The following is a 16275-nucleotide window of genomic DNA, read 5'->3' on the forward strand; positions in this document are numbered from 1 at the left end:
AGCAAACACCTTTTTTAATGCAGGGAGGCTAAAATTTTGTCTTTGTACTGGTCTTTTTCACATATCCTTTTAAACTTTTCTTCAAATCCTTCAGATGCCCAGTCCAAATCTCTAAACCTGATGATTTTCTTGAGAAGAGAGAAATACTCATACGGCAGAAGTATCATAGCTAAGACTAACCATTTTTTGTAATTGTCATATGAGGTAACATAAAATTTGCTTATGCAATCTTCAAAATCAAAATTTTTATCTATTTTGAGCAGGCTTTTCACAAACGTGGCTATGTCCTTTTCACGGACATTTAGCTCTAAGTCAAACATATTGGCAAGTCTTAATTTACCGTAACATTTGTGGATGTTGTAAATAGCAAGTTTGCCATGTATAAATCTATTTTCCTGCATGCTGCGCGATATTACCTCAAGATACCTATCATCTTCTAAAATTTCTAATGCTTTTTTTACGTATTCGATGTTTGGGTCAATTGTGCTTAAAATAATATTCCTAAGCCTTTCATTTTTTATTAGCTGAGGATTTTCTTTTAGTTTGGTGAACATCGAATACATATTTCGTGCAGCAATCCTATCTTTTCCATATTGAACCTTGTATCGTGCACCTACAGCCGATTTTAAGTTAGCAGAGGCTGAATGAAAAGCATTTATAAACTCTACTAAACTTGCCAGTTGTTTTTCAGAAAATTCAATAGGCTCTTTTTTAAAATGTTCTATGAGCACATATGTGTTTCTGTTAAATATCAGGTAAGGACAACCATCTTTTGTGGGAACAATCTTCTCAAAATTAACAAATTTGTTGTCTTTCAGATGCTGATGACAGTGAAATATAAAGACAATTTCTGCAGGCGACATTTTGGTCTTTTTCAAAAGGTATTCTGCTTTGCTTGTCTTGAAAAGATATCCATCTTTGAACTTCTTGAGCTCTTTTATGTCAAAGCCATAGTGAAGCTTAAATTTTTGCTTCAATGCCATTTAAAAATCCCCCCTGCAATCTTCTTTATTATCATCTCCTTTCCTGCTTGTATTCTTTCTGCTCCTTTAAGTCTTTTGAGAAAGTACTCTTCTGTCCACGGCTGTTTTTCGAAATAGTACTGAAGTCCTACCTGCCAAATCTCCTGGGGGAAATACATCAAAATCCAAAATGTTTGCAACCAGAATTTCTTTATAATATTTTTATCATCCAGACATTTTAAATAAATCCGAAATACATTGATGTCCCAATCATTTGTTTTCAACACTCTCACGCCAAGGTTCACAAAGTCATGCACGTCATAGTCTACCATCGCATAATCGAAATCTATGAGATACACCCCTGTCTCAGAAAATATAAAATTGTGATGAGCAGGATCATGATGAATTAATACTCTCTGATTCTCTTCTTTGAAGTAGTCTTCTACTTTTTTCATCATATGTATGCTTTCCACAAACCTGTCTTCAAATCTGCTTAGAACATTCAAGAATATCTCATCAAAATAGCCAAGATTATCTTTTTGATGTATAATATTCTTCATTTGGATAACTTGTGAATACTTTCTCCGAAACACTTCCTGATAAGATGGATAAAAACTGCCTTCCATTTCCTCAGCAAAAGAAAGTGAGGCTAAATGAAGGTGATGCAAGATTGAAACTGCTACTTTTAAGTCAAAAACATTTCTAAAATCTGCACTCCTGCCATCTATCCACTTACATAGAAGATAAACCCTTTTGTGCCCATCTAAAAAATAAAAGCCACCATCAACGGTCTTTTGGAAATCAATCAGGTGGCTTTTGAAATTTGTATTTTTCAGGTGTGAAAAAATCTTGAGAATAAAATCAACATGTTCTTTGTCAACCCTGCTGATCTTTAAAAAATATTCTTTACCATCTTTTGTCTTTACAAAATAGGCGTTGGATTTTATTTGTTTTATTCTTTCTATTCTTATAGAATAATTCTCTTCAACCAACTTCAGTTCGAGTCTTCCCATGAAAATCTATCTTTTTCAAAGCTCAATTTCATTATATGGTAAACCTGTATTGAGTGTTAATCAAAAAGAATAGTAAACTTTTCTGCAAACTTGAAGGGATGGTAAGACATCTTTGCCTTTCTTATTCCCTCCTTACCCAAATCTTCTTCACGGTTTACAAACTCAAAATCCTGCCAAAACTCTGCTAAAAATTTTTGGTTAATAAAAGCATAAAGCCCTTCAACATCCGGGTCTGCCTTTTCTATATGTATGACCACTGTATTTTTATTTAAAGGTTCTCCAAACGTGAAGGCTTTTATTCTGCCATCAATAAAAATTACCATACCTTCATAAGAAAGTTTATCAAAATTTCTTATCGCCCTTTCTATAGCCATTTTCTCAAATGTAAGCCCTATATCCTCCTTCCCATTTCTCTTTTCGTACCATTCACATTCAAAGTCCCAGCAAAGCTTTACAATTTCTTCATCTATTTTTTTCCACTCATATCTCTCTGAATAGAGTCTTAAAAACTTGTTAATATGATTCTTTTTGGGATGATATTTTTTTCCTTTTAGCTGAACCAAATCTTCAACCCTGTAAACATAGTCAGAAAGGTCTCTCTCAAAAATACTTTCAAACTTCAATCCACACTCAGAAAGCATGTCTACCGTCTTTTTAGAAGCTCTTTTTATCATGAAACTATATCCCTCAGATTCAAAATATCTCCTGGCTTTTTCAATAACAATGGGAAGTTTGTCTAAATCTTTGCCCACAGGTCCATGTAAAAAAGGTGGCTGGTTGTACGGCTTTGCCATGATGAGCAGAAAGCCATCTTCTTCGGTAAAATGAATGTCGTAAAACGGGTCCCACATAAAGAGGTTTGTAAATGTCAGGTCAGCAATCTCAGGCTCAAATTCGGCAAAATACTGGTCAAAAATGCTTTTGTGTGAAATGTCTATTTTGTAAAATTTCATACTTTCTACCCCCATATCGATACAAAAGTTTTGAATAAAACACAAATAAAATATATAATATCATATAGAAGGTTTCTGCAATCCATAAAAATAAAGGATGGTAGACAATGGCTACATATGTAGTGTTGTATTGTTTGTACTTCTTCAAAGTATTTTTTCTTGTAAGCCTGATTTTAAGTTTGTTTGGCATATGTTACAGCATAAAAAAAGTTGTGGTTGTGAGTTTTATTCAAGCTTTCTGGGATACCATTGTATTTGGCAACCATATAAATCTTATGCTGGGACTTATACTTATGACACTGTGCTTGATACTTTTGTATATCTTATACCTCAGACTTCTACCCTTATATGGTATCATTTTGGGACTTATTTCGCAATCCTTATGTCTGACATTGAAATTTGGGGGTTACTCAATAATAAGTACAATTGCCAACAATCTCTCTCTCTCACCATCGGTGTTTGTGTGTGATATCACAACCCTTGTAATTGAGATAGCCATCATGAGTGTACTTCTTGCCGTTATAAAAAGTAGAAACTATCTGGTATTTGAAATTTGCAAAATACTACCTTCTTATTCTGATAAAGGGAATGAGGTCAAGTATGAAGAAAAATGAGCATATAAAGCTTTTGATATCAATGCTTTTTTTGCTTGCCCTTATTATGTTTTTGCTCATCTATTCGATATACTTTATAAACACAGAATTCATAAAACATCAAAAGATACCTCAGTGGCAAAGAACACTTGTCATATATTCTTTCACTCTGCTTGCAATCTTAAATTTATATACTGTCAAAAACCTTTTTTCAGCACTAAGTATACTAAAGACAACGCAAGTTTATAAAGATAATATAAAATCATTGGACAATTTTATAAACATCTTAAGAGCTCAAAGACATGAGTTTAACAACCACCTTCAAATTATATGGGGACTTATTTGTGTTGGAAAATACAATGACGCTGTACGTTATATTGAGCAAATCAGCGAAAATCTCAAAAATACATCAAAATTTTACGGGCTTGGGTGTGCAGAACTTTCTGCTTTGATATTTGCAAAAAGTGCTTTGGCTGAGAAGTACGATATAAATTTTGAATTTCATTACAGTGTAGATTTTAGCAATCTCAAGTTTGATTCAATGGACCTTATAAACATCTGTGGCAATCTAATTGACAACGCATTTTACTACGCCAAATCTTCATTTTCAAAATATGTCGGACTTAATATAGAAGATGAAGGTAATCAAATTGAAATCACGGTAACAAATTCGGGGTCATATATAGACAAATGTAAAAAGGATAAAATATTTGAACTCGGATACTCCACAAAAAATTCAAGCGGTCTGGGTCTTTTCATTGTAAAATCAACAGTAGAGAAATATAAAGGTAAAATTGATGTTTTTTCGGAATACAGAACTCTTGACAAAATGGAAGAAGGATATACAACCTTTAGAGTAAGCCTGCCAAAAAAAATATAACCTCTTCAGCTTTTCACTTGAAGAGGTTATATTTTTATTTCAACTAATCTATCTTTCATTTCCTGGCGGAGAAGGAGGGACTCGAACCCTCGCGCCGGTTTTACCCGACCTACGCCCTTAGCAGGGGCGCCTCTTCACCACTTGAGTACTTCTCCGCATACTTCAAATGACACATTATTTATTATACCCAAAGCTTTTGAGCTTGTCAAGGTTGGACAATCACTTTTAGTTGATTCTCAAATTTTCTTGAAAGTGCCTCAGGAAGCTTATCAAGCGAAATTTTGTGGGTTATTATATGCTTTAAATTTATTTTCCCCTCCTGTAAAAGATCAATTGCAAGCTTTTGGGTAAACGGGTTCACAAATGACCAAAAAATCTGGGCTTCTTTTTTGAACATCTCAAACGGACAAATTTCAGTAGCAACAAGCGGTGACGGTACTGAAAACACCAAAATTCTGCCACCTTTCCCTATCTTCTTAAATGCCATTTCGATACTTTCTTTTGTCCCTGCACACTCAATTACAACATCAAAGCTTTCTTCTCTGCAATCTTCATCAACAATATCTTTAACTCCATAATCTTTAGCAACATTTTTTCTAAAATCATCAACTTCATAGCCAAAGATATTGTCAGCCCCATACATTTTTACAAGCTCAAGCATTATAAGACCAATCGGACCAAAGCCTATTATTAAAACTTTGTCGGTGGGAAAAATCTTTATTCTATCAAGACCATGAAGACAGCAAGCCAGAGGCTCTGCCAGTGCCGCCTCAGCAAAATCTATATTATCAAATTTTATCGCCTGTTTTTCTGGCACAGCGGCATACTGTGCAAACCCACCGTTTATGTTCACACCAAGCGCTGTTAAATTTTCGCAAAGCTGAGGCCTTCCACTTCTACAAAACTTGCACACTCCACAGTAGATGTTAGGGTCAATGCTCACCTTGTCTCCTACATTGAAAAGCTTAGATTTTGTCTCAACAACAGTGCCACAAAACTCATGACCCAACACTATCGGCGGTGTGACCTTTGCAGACCCTTCTTCTCCATTGAATATATGCACATCTGTACCACATATGCCACACGCCTCAACCTTGACTAAAATCTCTCCTTCTTTTATTGCAGGCAAGCTAACATCTTCTACTTTTAAGTTTCTCTTACCATAAAATATGGCTGCTTTCATTGTCTTTTTTAAACCCTCTTTGATGAAGTTTTTGATTTTCTATTATAAAGTTTATCACTAACTTGAAAGCTACTTCAATCAAATTTTATCTTCTCTTTATTAAATTTTGCAACACCAATTACAGTGTCAGCACCTCCATAATATACCCAGACCTCATCGCCAACCTCTGCATGACCACAGCTGAAAACCACATTAGGTATGTAACCATCAACTTCCCAGGAAAGCTCGGGTTCCAAAATTGGTTCTGAAAAACGAGACAGAATCTTTGTTGGGTCTTTTGCATCCAAAAGTACTGCTCCGAGTCTGTACACATTCTTATGGTCTGCTGCGTGGTATATCACAAGCCAGCCAAACTTGACCTTTATTGGTGGTCCTGCAATACCTATGCGGCTACTTTCCCATGAATTTTCTCTTACAGTCATTATCTCAACATGGTCTGTCCAGTTTATCATGTCATCAGAAAAAGCAAGCCACATGTTAGGATATCTTCGGTGAAACATAACATACCTGCCATTTATCTTCTCTGGAAAAAGAGCTGCATCTTTGTTAGGTTCATCAAGCGCTACTCCCATTCTCTCCCATTTTATTAGATTCTTTGATTTTGCTATCATTATTCTAAAGTCACCATCATATCTTCCGCCAAAACCTGTGTATGTCATGTAAAACGTCCCATCAATCTCAACTATGCGCGGGTCTTCTATTCCTCTTCTTTCCTGATCGTTTTCTGCCACCATTACAGGCTTGTCAAGTCTGTAAAAGTTAATGCCATCTGGTGATACAGCGTATCCTATGGTAGATACATACTCACCATAATCCTTGTGTGGTGGGATGTTTGTTGCTCTGTAAATCAAATGAAAAAGTCCTCTGTGATATATTGCTGCAGCGTTGAAAACTGCTGCTCTCTCCCATTCATTTTCCTGTTTTGGCTTTAAAACTGGCTTGTCTGTCACCCTTTGAAGTTTAAACATAAAAGTATCTTGCGCCCCCTTTTGTTTTTGCTCACATAAATTTTCTTTCGAAACTTCAACACATAATTTTAATTTAACTTTTGAAAATTTCAATTGAAAAAATAACCTGCACTTTTCTTTCCTTAAATTTTAGAAAATGATATGTTATATTTCTACAACAAAAGAGCCTCCTTTTTGTCAAGGAGGCCTTGTTTTTTTCTCCAATTTTTTAGTTTGCAAGCACATAAACTTTTACACGCCGCACACCAAATTTATACGCATCCTTTTCAACAAACACATCTATTCTGTTCCCTTTGATAGCAGAACCTGTGTCAAGGGCTGTTGCAAAACCATATCCTTCCACATAAAGCCTTGTTCCAAGCGGAATCACCCGCGGGTCAACCGCAACAACACCGCGCCGAACTCTGTGACCTGTTGCAGTCCTGCCATAGTCGGGGTGAGATGGACTTTTTCCCGTATCACTCGGGGTCAAAGAATATGCAGTTGCTATCATTGTATAAACTTTTCTGTATCTGACCACTTCTCCTCTTGATGTCTTGAACCACCTTATTGCTCCAACTTCAACAATCCTCGGCTTCGGAGCTTTGACAACTCTTTCCTCAATCAACTTCCTCTCAACTTCTTTACCATCTTCCAAGACAACTTTGTATCTTCTTTCTTTGATACCATCCTGCCCTTGCTGGACAACCTTTTGCTTTCCGTAGTCCATATTGTAGTTCATCTTTGTAACTGTACTGAAAGGTATCTTTTGTTTTTCCACGACCACCTTCTCTGTTACCTTAGTAATTTTAATGACAGTAGGCTTATCAAGAAGCTGAGAAAGAGGAAGATTTACCTTGTCCAACTTTCCAAGAACAACCCCTGCTTTTTTTATTGCATCCTCAACAGTACCGCTTGGAATATACACAACTTTTTCCTCGTCGCCAACAAGTATTTTCACTTCAAAAGCTCTTTTTATTATTATCTGGGTATTTTCATTTATTTTTGAGTCCAAAGAAGGCGAGACATAGTCATCTTTTGTCAAGTAAATTTGATTTTCTTCTAAAACCTCTCTTACTGTGGACTTAATTGTTTTATAATAAAATGTCTTGCCGTCAATTGTTATGCTAACTTCTTTCACCAGTGCCTGTGCAGTCATGGCGCCAAGCAGGACTGACAAAACAAATACAATGACAAAAGCCAGGATAAGCTTCTTCATATCCCTTGGCCTTGCCACAAGGCACTTGAATTTATTCATAATCAACCTCCTACAAAATGGATTTGTTTAGCAAAAACTTCTTTGTTATTTTAATTTAAAAAAAATTTTTTGTCAAATCACCTTAAAAGTCAAGAAATTTTCTTGACTTGCAACACCTTTCATATATGAATTTTATACCTTTTGCCCATACTCTATACAAAAATTTTATCAACTTTAAACTAATTTTTATGCCATTTATGTGTCTTAAGAGTATTTCATTGGTTTGAATGCCCTTTTTTGTATTTAACAAAATTTTGAAAAGTCATATTAGCAAATCCATAGTTTATCTTTCTGTTTATTCTATGAAAAAAAGAGTAAAATAGATAGTGTAAAAACTTGTTTTAAGAGATGATGGAAATATGATTGAATTTTTGAAATACATGGTTGACAATTTCGGACTTTGGGGAATATTTTTGATATTGGCTGTGGAAGGGCTTGGAATTCCATTCCCCACCCAGATTGCTTACCTTGGCGCAGTAGCACTTTTAAACTTTCACAAATTTACACCTTTTACATTGATAATGGTGATATCTCTGGGAAATCTTTGTGGAAATGTGGTTGTGAACCTTCTTCTCAGAAGTGGAAGAAAGAAAATAATAAGTTTTTTTGAAAGGCTTTTGAGGATAAAAAAAGAGACGCTTGAGAGCGTCAACAGCTTTTTTGTAAAATATGGAATATTTGCTGTGCCGGTAGCAAGAATAATAGGAGTTCCGCGCACCCCCGTTATTTTCTTGGCAGGAATTAGTAAAATGAATTTCTATGAATATGTCATATCCTCATTTATTGGCAATACCATCTGGGCAACATTTTATGTGTATTTTTATTGGTATGGGTTTAGCTTTTTCAAATTTCTTTATAAAAAAGACACACATCTTTTCTGGCTTGCCATCTTAGTGTTGGTTTTTATTGTAATATTAGCATGGACCATATTTTTAAAGCTATGGAGAAGAAGGAGAAGAATTTGAGGTACTTCTTTCAAGCAGCTGCTCTAAAGTCACGTTCGAAATACCGCCTGAAAGGTTATAAACCTTTCTAAATCCGTTTTGCTGCAGAATGTTCTGGGCGATATTTGAACTTACCCCGCTGTTACAGTATACAATTATCTGCTTGTCTTTTGGAAGCAGATTCATTTTATTTTGCAGCATCTCAAGAGGAATATTTACAGCACCCTTTATGTGCTTGATTTTATACTGCTCAGGCGTCCTAACATCCAGAACAACAAAATCTTCACCTTTTTGCATCTTTTCCAAAAGCTTTTCCTGCGTACAATTAAATTTTCTCTTGTCAAGAAAGTTTGACATAACCATGCCAACATAGTGAACAGGGTCTTTTGCAGACGAAAATGGCGGTGCATAAGCTAAATCAAGCTGGAAAAGATCATCTGTTGTGAGCCCTGCCCAGATGGCTGTTGCCAAAACGTCTATCCTTTTGTCAACTCCTTTTGTGCCAACAATTTGGGCACCTATAATTTTTCGCGAGGAAAGTTCGGCTAAAGCTTTTATTGTCATCTTTTCAGACCCAGGATACGCCGTTGTTATATGCGGTTTTGTAATGTGCCCTACATCATACTCAATTCCATCCTGCTGTGCCATCTTTTCTGTATAGCCTGTTTGTGCAACTGTAAGGTCAAACACTTTGAAAATTGATGTTGCCAAAATGCCACTGAACTTCATGCTACCACCTGTTGCATTTTCACCTGCTATTCTTCCCATCTTGTTAGCCGTTGAGCCAAGTGGCACGTACATGGTTTTGCCATTTAGCTTGAAATACACAGCAGCACAGTCACCTGCTGCAAAGATTCCTTCAATGTTTGTTCTCATATACTCATCAACCTTGATAGCTCCATTTGGCAAAAGCTGTATACCACTTCCTTCTAAAAATTGGGTAGAAGGTCTTACTCCCACTGCAAGCAAAACAAAGTCTGCCTCCACTTTGCTACCGTCGCTCAAAATGGCTCTTTTTACTCTCTTGTCTCCTTCAAACCTCAAAACGGAGGTGCTGGTTTTTATCCTAACACCTTTTTGTTCAAGATAGCTCTCAACAAGCCTTGCCATGTCACTATCCAAGTTTGGAAGAATATTTTCCTGTTTTTCCACAATGCATACATCCATCCCCAAAACCTTCAAAGCTTCTGCCATTTCAAGTCCAATGTACCCACCACCAACTATCAAGGCTTTCTTGGGAAAATAGGTATTTATAAACTCTTTTATTCTATCTGCATCCTTGACATTTCGAAGGACAAATATGCCCTCAAGCTCTATGCCATCAATCTGGGGTATCACAGGATGTGCTCCTGTTGCTATAATTAACTTGTCAAAACTATTTTCAAAGGTATTACCAGTATTTAAATCCTTGACAATCACCTTTTTGTTTTGTACATCAACTTTTAAAACCTCATGAGCTGTTCTCACATCAACATTAAACTTTTTGAAATATTGGCTATCTCTTGGAACAATGCTTTTCCTGTTATCTATCACACCCGAAATATAGTATGCAAGAGAACAACCAGAGTATGATATGTCAGTGTCTTTGTCATATACAATGATTTCAGCTTTGTCATCATTTCGTCTTATTTTCATCGCAGCTGTCATCCCACCTGCAACAGCACCAATCACTATATACTTCATCTTTTATTTTCACCATCCTTTTTAAAAGTCTTTTTTCGATTCTAATATACCCTTTTGCTATCCATTTAAAAACACATCTTTGTGTAAAAATTTTCCTTAAAAATATTTTTACAATTGCGAAACACAAAACCCAATTTTATGTGGGATAATATAATTGAAAGAAAAATTCAAAATGAAAAGAGGTGATTTTTCAGTGAAAAGGATAAAGACAATAATTGGTATAGGACTTATTGCAATCCTGATTTTAAGTGTAAGCCTTGCATTTGCAGGTTCTTCAAAGGCAAGCCTTCCGGTAGCTTTCAAGGGCAATCTTACAAAGCTCTGTTTTGGAAAATTTGGAAAAGACGCTGCAGGTATAAACCTTGACATCGCTGGCACAATTGAAAATATCCTTGGCATGAAAAAAGAGGATATTCAAAAACAGATTCAAAGTGGAAAGTCTTTCACAGACATCTTAAAGGATAAAGGTCTGACACTTGACCAGTTCAAATCAAAACTTTTAGAAAGTCTTTATGCAAAGATTGATGATGCTGTTAAAAACAACAAAATAACAAGCGACAAAGCAACGCAGTTAAAACAGAGCTTAAAACAGAAAATAGACAGCTGGGACGGAAAGCTTCCTTTCTTTGGTTTTAAAGTCAAAGCATTCTCAAAAGACTTTTACAACCTTGACATGTTAAGCGATATTGCAACAATCCTTGGTATGACAAAAGATAGCCTTTTAAACGAGCTGAAAAATGGAAAGACCATTGCAGACCTAATCAAGTCCAAGAATATTCTTGAGGCGGACTTCAAAAACAAATTAATCTCAATGCAGACTGCAAAAATTGATAAACTCTTGCAGGAAGGTAAAATAACAAAAGACCAGGCAGACAAAATGAAAGAAGCTGTTAAGACAAAAATCTCAAACTGGGACCTTTCAAAGGGATTTGCTCCACGAGGATTTGGCAGAAAATTCAAAGGTGCAGCAGGAATGGACGGCACCATGATGCGCGGATTTGGTACAAAAATGAGAGGATTTTGGCCAAATCAGGGAACAAACCAGAACACAAATAGCTTTTCAACAAATAATGTAGCATTTTAAAAACATAAGGGGCTTTGAGGGATATTTTCCCAAAAAGCCCCTTTTCTTTTTTTTAGAAGTCATAAAAGCAAGACCCTCCAATGAACTCTCTTATGATAGATTGTGGTGGGATTTCTCTTTCGTCCTCAATTGTGAGGATAAAGCTCAAAAAATGCAAAAGCCTCTGTGCTTCGCTATATTCCTCATCTTCTCTTGTGATTGTCCTAAGTAGCGGTACGGCATATTTTTTCAAAACAGCAAGCTCATAAATTAGTGCTGAATTGAACATGGCATCTGCCATCTCCTGGTATGGAAAAATGTTTTTCTCCTCGCCGTTTCTAACAGACGGCCACATAGAAATTGTTCTTTTAGCAGTTGCACCCCTTGTTCTTGCATCCCTTACAATCCTTCTCAGTATTCTATAATCTGTTGTCTGTATTCTGTTGTGTTTGTCAAGATTTAAATGTGTCAAGGCACTTACATATATTCTGAACTTATTTTCATCAGGTATCATTGGGGTAAGTCTGTTGTTTAGTCCATGTATCCCCTCGATTATTATTATGTCGTTCTTTTCAAGCTTGACAGGTCTTTCAAACGTCCTTTTTCGCTCTATGAAATTAAACCGTGGCAGAACAACCTCCTTGCCATCTATTAAATCTTTCAGCTGTTTGTTAAAAAGCTCAACATCAATAGCTTCAATCGATTCATAGTCAGGCTTGCCGTTTTCGTCAAGTGGAACTTTATCTTCAAAAAAGTAATCGTCAAGACCTATATAAACAGGATTTTTGCCATTTACTTTAAGCTGGATAGAAAGCCTCTGTGCAAAGGTTGTTTTTCCAGATGATGATGGTCCGGATATCAAAACAACTTTTATCAGCGGATTTTGCGAAATCTGGTCAGCTAAGTATGCTATCTTTTTTTCGTGCAGGGCTTCCGAGACTCTTATAAATTCTCTTATCTTTCCGCTTGCTATCACCTCATTGAGCTCACCGATGCTGCTTACCCCAAGTATCTTGCCCCAGTTTTTGTACTCGTGGTATACTGCAAACAGTTTCTTGTTCTCAACAAACTCTTGAAGTTTAAACGGGTCTGACTTGTCTGGGTACAAAAGCACCATACCATCGTGGTATTGAATTAAGTCAAAAATTTTTAGATATCCTGTGGAGGGCACAAGATGACCATAAAAATAATCAACATAATCCCCACAGTAGTAAATGTAAACATAGTCGTTTTCTGAAAACTTTATTGTTCTTGCTTTATCGTAAAAGCCTTTTTCTTCAAAAAGTTTAACTGCATCCTCTTTTGACACCTTTTCTCTTCTAAATTGAAAATCCTGCTCCACTATCCATTTCATCTTTTGTTTTATAAGCTCTATGTCCTGGCTGCTTAGCTTTCTGTTTTCAACCTCACAGTAAAGCCCTTTTGAAAGAGAATGCTGAACATTCACAGCTTCTTTAAAAAGCATCCTTGTTGCAACAATCAAAACAAAAATGAGGCTTCTTCTGTAAATCCTCATACCATCTTCCTGTGTCATGTCAATAAACTTTACTTTGCAATTCTTAGAGATTACATATTTTAACTCTTTTATCTCATTGTCAACCTTTGCAGCAACTATAGGAGATTTAAAATAACTTTCAAACCTTGGAACAAAGCTCAAAAGATTTGTCCCAACCTCTACATCTTCATATACATTTACATCTTCAAAAAATACCCTGACAGTGCTACTGCCTTTCTGCACCAAAGTCGCCCCCTTTGCTTTTTAGTTTTTCGTCGTACATTCTCATATCAGCAATCTTAAGAAGCTCATCAAGGCTGGTTGTATCGTCTGGATACACAGCAACTCCACAGCTTACTCTTATCTTTTTGGGAAGCTGAAGTTCTGATTCCTTTTCTATCAATTGTTTTATATTTTTAATTCTATCTTCTATAGCATCTTTGCTGCAATTTTTGAATATAACTGCAAATTCATCTCCTCCAAGCCTTGCTGGAATATCTGTTTTTCGGATATTGTCTCTTATAATCCTACCAATCATCCTTATAGCTTTGTCTCCCACGCTATGTCCGTAAAAATCGTTCAAAAGCTTTAGATTATCCATATCGAAAAAAGCTACACAAAACTTGTTTTTGTACCTATCTGCAGCTATTGACTCTAAAATCAACTCCTTTATAAAGTACCTTCTGTTGTAAAGACCTGTAAGCTCATCCTCTGTGGATAAATTCCTTATCTTCTCAATTCTCTCAATCTGAGAAAGAAGAGCTTGAGAAAAATTCATAAAGATTGTAAGACCATCTTTGAGTTCATCAGTTATGTTAAAGTTTTTAATCTTCGAATAGCAAATCAGAAAACCTACAAGCCTGTTATATCTGTGAACAGGGACATATACTACACTCTGAAAGGCCTGAGATATTTTATTTTTCAGAACCTTACAATCAAAAAGGTTTTCGAATTCGTTTATATCAAATATACTAATTTGCATTATCTGTGAAAGCTTTTGTGTAATTTTTATTTCTACATCAATACCCTCAAATTCATCTTGTGCACTTTCATCTCTGAATACAACAAGTTTATAATTCTCATCCTCTTGATGGTAATAAAAGCAAATTCTTGGAAACGTCTTTGAATACGCTTCATAGATGAACTCAACAAGAAGTTCAAAGCTCTTTTGTATATCAAGCCTCTCTTTCAAGACTTCTGTGCTGAATTTTGCCAGGCTGTGTAAAAATTTGACTCTTTGCATTGCTATCGCAAGAAAGATTGCAACAAAGAGATAAAGCATAGCTCCATTTTGGACTGCTTCTGAAAAAAGAACCCCTTTCCTCTTAAAGAGTGCCAGAACTATTTCTCCAACTGCAAAAGCTAAGACAAAGACTCTAAAGCTTTTTGTTTGCTTGAAATAAAAGTTAGTAAAGCTCATATATATCAGCACTAAAATACCAAATGCTATAAGAACTTCGCTGAAAATGTACAAACTACTTGCAGAGGTTTGAGAATGTAAAAAAATAGGAAACTTCTGACCCTTTATTTTTTCAAATATCAACAAAACAATAAATATCAGTGTTACATTTATCCACAGTGAGGCTTTTGACAGGAAATCTTTTAATTTTTCTTTGCATAAAACAGAAAACACAAGCGCATATATTATAAGAAGCTTTGAAAAGATGTTCAAAAAGACAATCGCTTGAATACCTTCCAAGCTATTTATTGTTTCTTTCTCCAAATTTAGTACATATAAGAATTTGAAAACCACAAGTGACAAAAAAACTTTTCCAAAGCTATAAATTAGCGTATTTTTTATTTCTTTACCAAGAAATGCTGACACAATAAATATTCCACTTACTGCAACAACTCCAACTATTTCAAACAGTTTGTAAAAGCAAAATTCTAATTGAGCACTCACAATATCTCATTCCTTTATTTTTGTTTTCTATATTCAAACAGCCTATATTTAATATATTCCCGAAAAAGGGGGATTGATTTTTATTATACTCTACTTTGTGAACTACCAACCACCTATAGAGGTGGTGGCTTCGCGAGAAGTTTGGTAGCTTTATGCTACCCTTATTCTCACAGGGTGGTTCACATACCCACTACTGACTATCTGCACCAAAGCAGATTCGCCAGCTACTTTTTTCAATATGTTTATTGCACCGTTTATATCTGCATTTGCTACATATCCACACTCCCTGCATACATATAATCCCCTATACTTTCTGTTGCTTTTCTTTACTATCCCACACTTGCTACACATCTGTGAAGTGTAACTCTCATCTACTTCTACGTACCCTACACCATAGAAACGACATTTTGCTTCAAGCTTTCTCTTAAATTTCTCATGCGGAATACTCACAAAGTTTTGATTACTCACTTTGCCAAGTTCTATCTCTTGTTTTATGTTCTTCATTTCTCCAACTACTACTGTGCCAATTTGATTGTTTAGGCAATGCTTAACTATATGATACACTCTTTCATAAGCAAGTCTCTTATGATTTTCAAAATAATACTGTCGAACGTGATAGAGAGCATAGTTGTACAGATTCTTTGAAAGATGGCATAGGATTCTTAGTAACCTGTACGTTTGTTTATAGCATCTTATATGATTCTTCTGAGTTTTATACACTTAACATCACCTGAAGAATATTGTATCATATTTTCAGCAATTTATCTCCATCTTACAGAAGATGTCTTCTTGCTGGATTTGAATTTTTGATAAAAAATTTAAAAGGGAGACTTTTGAAAATCTCCCTTGGTTTTCGACCAATTCTTTATGATTCTACTCTGAATATCTCATCAGCAATTAAAATAAAGTTGCTCAGGTCAAAGAGTAAACTTCCTTCCGCGAAAAGTTCATAGAGCAAGATTTTTTTGTTTGCATGCAAAGCCTCAATCCAAGCTTTGAAATGTCCTAAATCTACAAAGTGTTTTTTTATAGCAGTAACATCGATAAACACAACTTCAAGAGATTCCTGCCAGAACTCAACGCAAACGTTTGGAAAAAGAAGTTTTTTGAGTCGCTGGTAAACCTTTTCAGAGCCAAAAAAAGAAAACCTCTCAAGTTCAAGAAGGCGTGCAAGAACAAGAATACTTGAGATAAGATGGGCTTCGCCTACATAGGGTTTTAGAACTGTCAGAGCGTGGGAGGTCACAAGTTCATGTCCTTCAAGTACTATCATTTGTATCTTATCCTCCCTTTGTAAACCTCTGTTATACTTTTCTATATTATATTCTAAATCTAAGTACCTGTCAATAAAATTATTTACTTTTAGATTTTTATTCCTGGAAAAAGACGAAAAATAAA

Annotated in this window: 14 protein-coding genes, 1 tRNA gene and 1 pseudogene; 4 read left to right on the top strand and 12 right to left on the bottom strand. The window is 35.6% G+C overall.

Annotated features, from left to right (window positions below):
- Positions 1-14: 14 nt before the first annotated feature.
- Genes CALHY_RS10695 through CALHY_RS10705 form a run of 3 tightly spaced genes read right to left on the bottom strand, consistent with a single transcriptional unit; the run spans position 15 to position 2928 of the window.
- Positions 15-983, bottom strand: a complete 969-nt coding sequence (locus CALHY_RS10695; protein WP_013403966.1) for a protein kinase family protein — start codon at positions 981-983, stop codon at positions 15-17.
- Positions 974-1975, bottom strand: a complete 1002-nt coding sequence (locus CALHY_RS10700) for a CotS family spore coat protein (RefSeq protein WP_013403967.1) — start codon at positions 1973-1975, stop codon at positions 974-976. Before CALHY_RS10700 ends, CALHY_RS10695 begins: the two co-directional genes overlap by 10 nt.
- A gap of 56 nt (positions 1976-2031) precedes the next feature.
- Positions 2032-2928, bottom strand: a complete 897-nt coding sequence (locus tag CALHY_RS10705) for a DUF2156 domain-containing protein (protein WP_013403968.1) — start codon at positions 2926-2928, stop codon at positions 2032-2034.
- A gap of 107 nt (positions 2929-3035) precedes the next feature.
- Here CALHY_RS10705 and CALHY_RS10710 point away from each other — a divergent pair, with 107 nt between their 5' ends.
- Complete coding sequence (locus CALHY_RS10710) at positions 3036-3542, top strand: hypothetical protein (RefSeq protein WP_013403969.1); 507 nt, start codon at positions 3036-3038, stop codon at positions 3540-3542.
- On the top strand, positions 3529-4401 hold the full coding sequence (locus tag CALHY_RS10715) for a sensor histidine kinase (protein ID WP_013403970.1): 873 nt from the start codon (positions 3529-3531) through the stop codon (positions 4399-4401). The genes CALHY_RS10710 and CALHY_RS10715 overlap by 14 nt, the downstream gene beginning before the upstream one ends.
- A 63-nt stretch (positions 4402-4464) precedes the next feature.
- Here the strand turns inward: CALHY_RS10715 and CALHY_RS10720 are convergent.
- The 4 genes from CALHY_RS10720 to CALHY_RS10735 all read right to left on the bottom strand — a co-directional run bounded on the left by CALHY_RS10720 (position 4465) and on the right by CALHY_RS10735 (position 7789).
- Positions 4465-4556, bottom strand: a tRNA-Ser gene (locus CALHY_RS10720).
- Positions 4557-4606: 50 nt separating this feature from the next.
- Positions 4607-5584 (bottom strand): zinc-dependent alcohol dehydrogenase family protein, encoded by a 978-nt coding sequence (locus tag CALHY_RS10725; RefSeq protein WP_013403971.1) that lies wholly within the window; start codon positions 5582-5584, stop codon positions 4607-4609.
- Between the two features lie 74 nt (positions 5585-5658).
- Positions 5659-6552, bottom strand: a complete 894-nt coding sequence (locus CALHY_RS10730; RefSeq protein ID WP_013403972.1) for a glycoside hydrolase family 130 protein — start codon at positions 6550-6552, stop codon at positions 5659-5661.
- A gap of 208 nt (positions 6553-6760) precedes the next feature.
- Positions 6761-7789 carry a ubiquitin-like domain-containing protein gene (locus CALHY_RS10735; protein ID WP_013403973.1) on the bottom strand — a complete coding sequence of 343 codons (1029 nt, stop codon included), beginning with the start codon at positions 7787-7789 and terminating at the stop codon, positions 6761-6763.
- 359 nt (positions 7790-8148) lie between these two features.
- Between CALHY_RS10735 and CALHY_RS10740 the strand changes: the two genes are divergently transcribed.
- A complete protein-coding gene (locus CALHY_RS10740; RefSeq protein WP_013403974.1) occupies positions 8149-8754 on the top strand; it encodes a DedA family protein in 606 nt (201 codons plus the stop codon).
- Here the strand turns inward: CALHY_RS10740 and CALHY_RS10745 are convergent.
- The gene (locus CALHY_RS10745; protein WP_013403975.1) at positions 8728-10416 is read right to left on the bottom strand and encodes an FAD-dependent oxidoreductase; all 1689 of its coding nucleotides are present in this window, start codon (positions 10414-10416) and stop codon (positions 8728-8730) included. The two genes, CALHY_RS10740 and CALHY_RS10745, sit on opposite strands and share 27 nt — an antisense overlap.
- 193 nt (positions 10417-10609) lie before the next feature.
- Here CALHY_RS10745 and CALHY_RS10750 point away from each other — a divergent pair, with 193 nt between their 5' ends.
- Positions 10610-11500 (top strand): hypothetical protein, encoded by an 891-nt coding sequence (locus tag CALHY_RS10750; RefSeq protein WP_013403976.1) that lies wholly within the window; start codon positions 10610-10612, stop codon positions 11498-11500.
- A gap of 52 nt (positions 11501-11552) precedes the next feature.
- Here the strand turns inward: CALHY_RS10750 and CALHY_RS10755 are convergent, their stop codons facing one another.
- The 4 genes and pseudogenes from CALHY_RS10755 to CALHY_RS10770 form a co-directional block, all read right to left on the bottom strand.
- Positions 11553-13217, bottom strand: a complete 1665-nt coding sequence (locus CALHY_RS10755) for a nucleoside kinase (RefSeq protein WP_013403977.1) — start codon at positions 13215-13217, stop codon at positions 11553-11555.
- Positions 13201-14877 carry a GGDEF domain-containing protein gene (locus tag CALHY_RS10760; protein WP_013403978.1) on the bottom strand — a complete coding sequence of 559 codons (1677 nt, stop codon included), beginning with the start codon at positions 14875-14877 and terminating at the stop codon, positions 13201-13203. The genes CALHY_RS10755 and CALHY_RS10760 overlap by 17 nt, the downstream gene beginning before the upstream one ends.
- Before the next feature lie 150 nt (positions 14878-15027).
- Positions 15028-15432 (bottom strand): annotated as a pseudogene (locus tag CALHY_RS13460) (RNA-guided endonuclease InsQ/TnpB family protein); the annotation flags it as partial.
- Between the two features lie 310 nt (positions 15433-15742).
- Positions 15743-16150, bottom strand: a complete 408-nt coding sequence (locus tag CALHY_RS10770; protein WP_013403980.1) for a hypothetical protein — start codon at positions 16148-16150, stop codon at positions 15743-15745.
- Positions 16151-16275 lie beyond the last annotated feature (125 nt).

Origin of the sequence: Caldicellulosiruptor hydrothermalis 108 (assembly GCF_000166355.1) — a bacterium.
Taxonomy (GTDB): Bacteria; Bacillota; Thermoanaerobacteria; order Caldicellulosiruptorales; family Caldicellulosiruptoraceae; genus Caldicellulosiruptor; species Caldicellulosiruptor hydrothermalis.

Excerpts from the sequence above, each read along its gene's own strand:
- CALHY_RS10770 (WP_013403980.1), bottom strand. The coding sequence starts at position 16,150 with ATGATAGTACTTGAAGGACATGAACTTGTGACCTCCCACGCTCTGACA.
- CALHY_RS10740 (WP_013403974.1), top strand. The coding sequence starts at position 8,149 with ATGATTGAATTTTTGAAATACATGGTTGACAATTTCGGACTTTGGGGA.
- CALHY_RS10710 (WP_013403969.1), top strand. The coding sequence starts at position 3,036 with ATGGCTACATATGTAGTGTTGTATTGTTTGTACTTCTTCAAAGTATTT.
- CALHY_RS10745 (WP_013403975.1), bottom strand. The coding sequence starts at position 10,416 with ATGAAGTATATAGTGATTGGTGCTGTTGCAGGTGGGATGACAGCTGCG.
- CALHY_RS10730 (WP_013403972.1), bottom strand. The coding sequence starts at position 6,552 with ATGTTTAAACTTCAAAGGGTGACAGACAAGCCAGTTTTAAAGCCAAAA.
- CALHY_RS10725 (WP_013403971.1), bottom strand. The coding sequence starts at position 5,584 with ATGAAAGCAGCCATATTTTATGGTAAGAGAAACTTAAAAGTAGAAGAT.
- CALHY_RS10715 (WP_013403970.1), top strand. The coding sequence starts at position 3,529 with ATGAAGAAAAATGAGCATATAAAGCTTTTGATATCAATGCTTTTTTTG.
- CALHY_RS10735 (WP_013403973.1), bottom strand. The coding sequence starts at position 7,789 with ATGAATAAATTCAAGTGCCTTGTGGCAAGGCCAAGGGATATGAAGAAG.
- CALHY_RS10705 (WP_013403968.1), bottom strand. The coding sequence starts at position 2,928 with ATGAAATTTTACAAAATAGACATTTCACACAAAAGCATTTTTGACCAG.
- CALHY_RS10700 (WP_013403967.1), bottom strand. The coding sequence starts at position 1,975 with ATGGGAAGACTCGAACTGAAGTTGGTTGAAGAGAATTATTCTATAAGA.
- CALHY_RS10695 (WP_013403966.1), bottom strand. The coding sequence starts at position 983 with ATGGCATTGAAGCAAAAATTTAAGCTTCACTATGGCTTTGACATAAAA.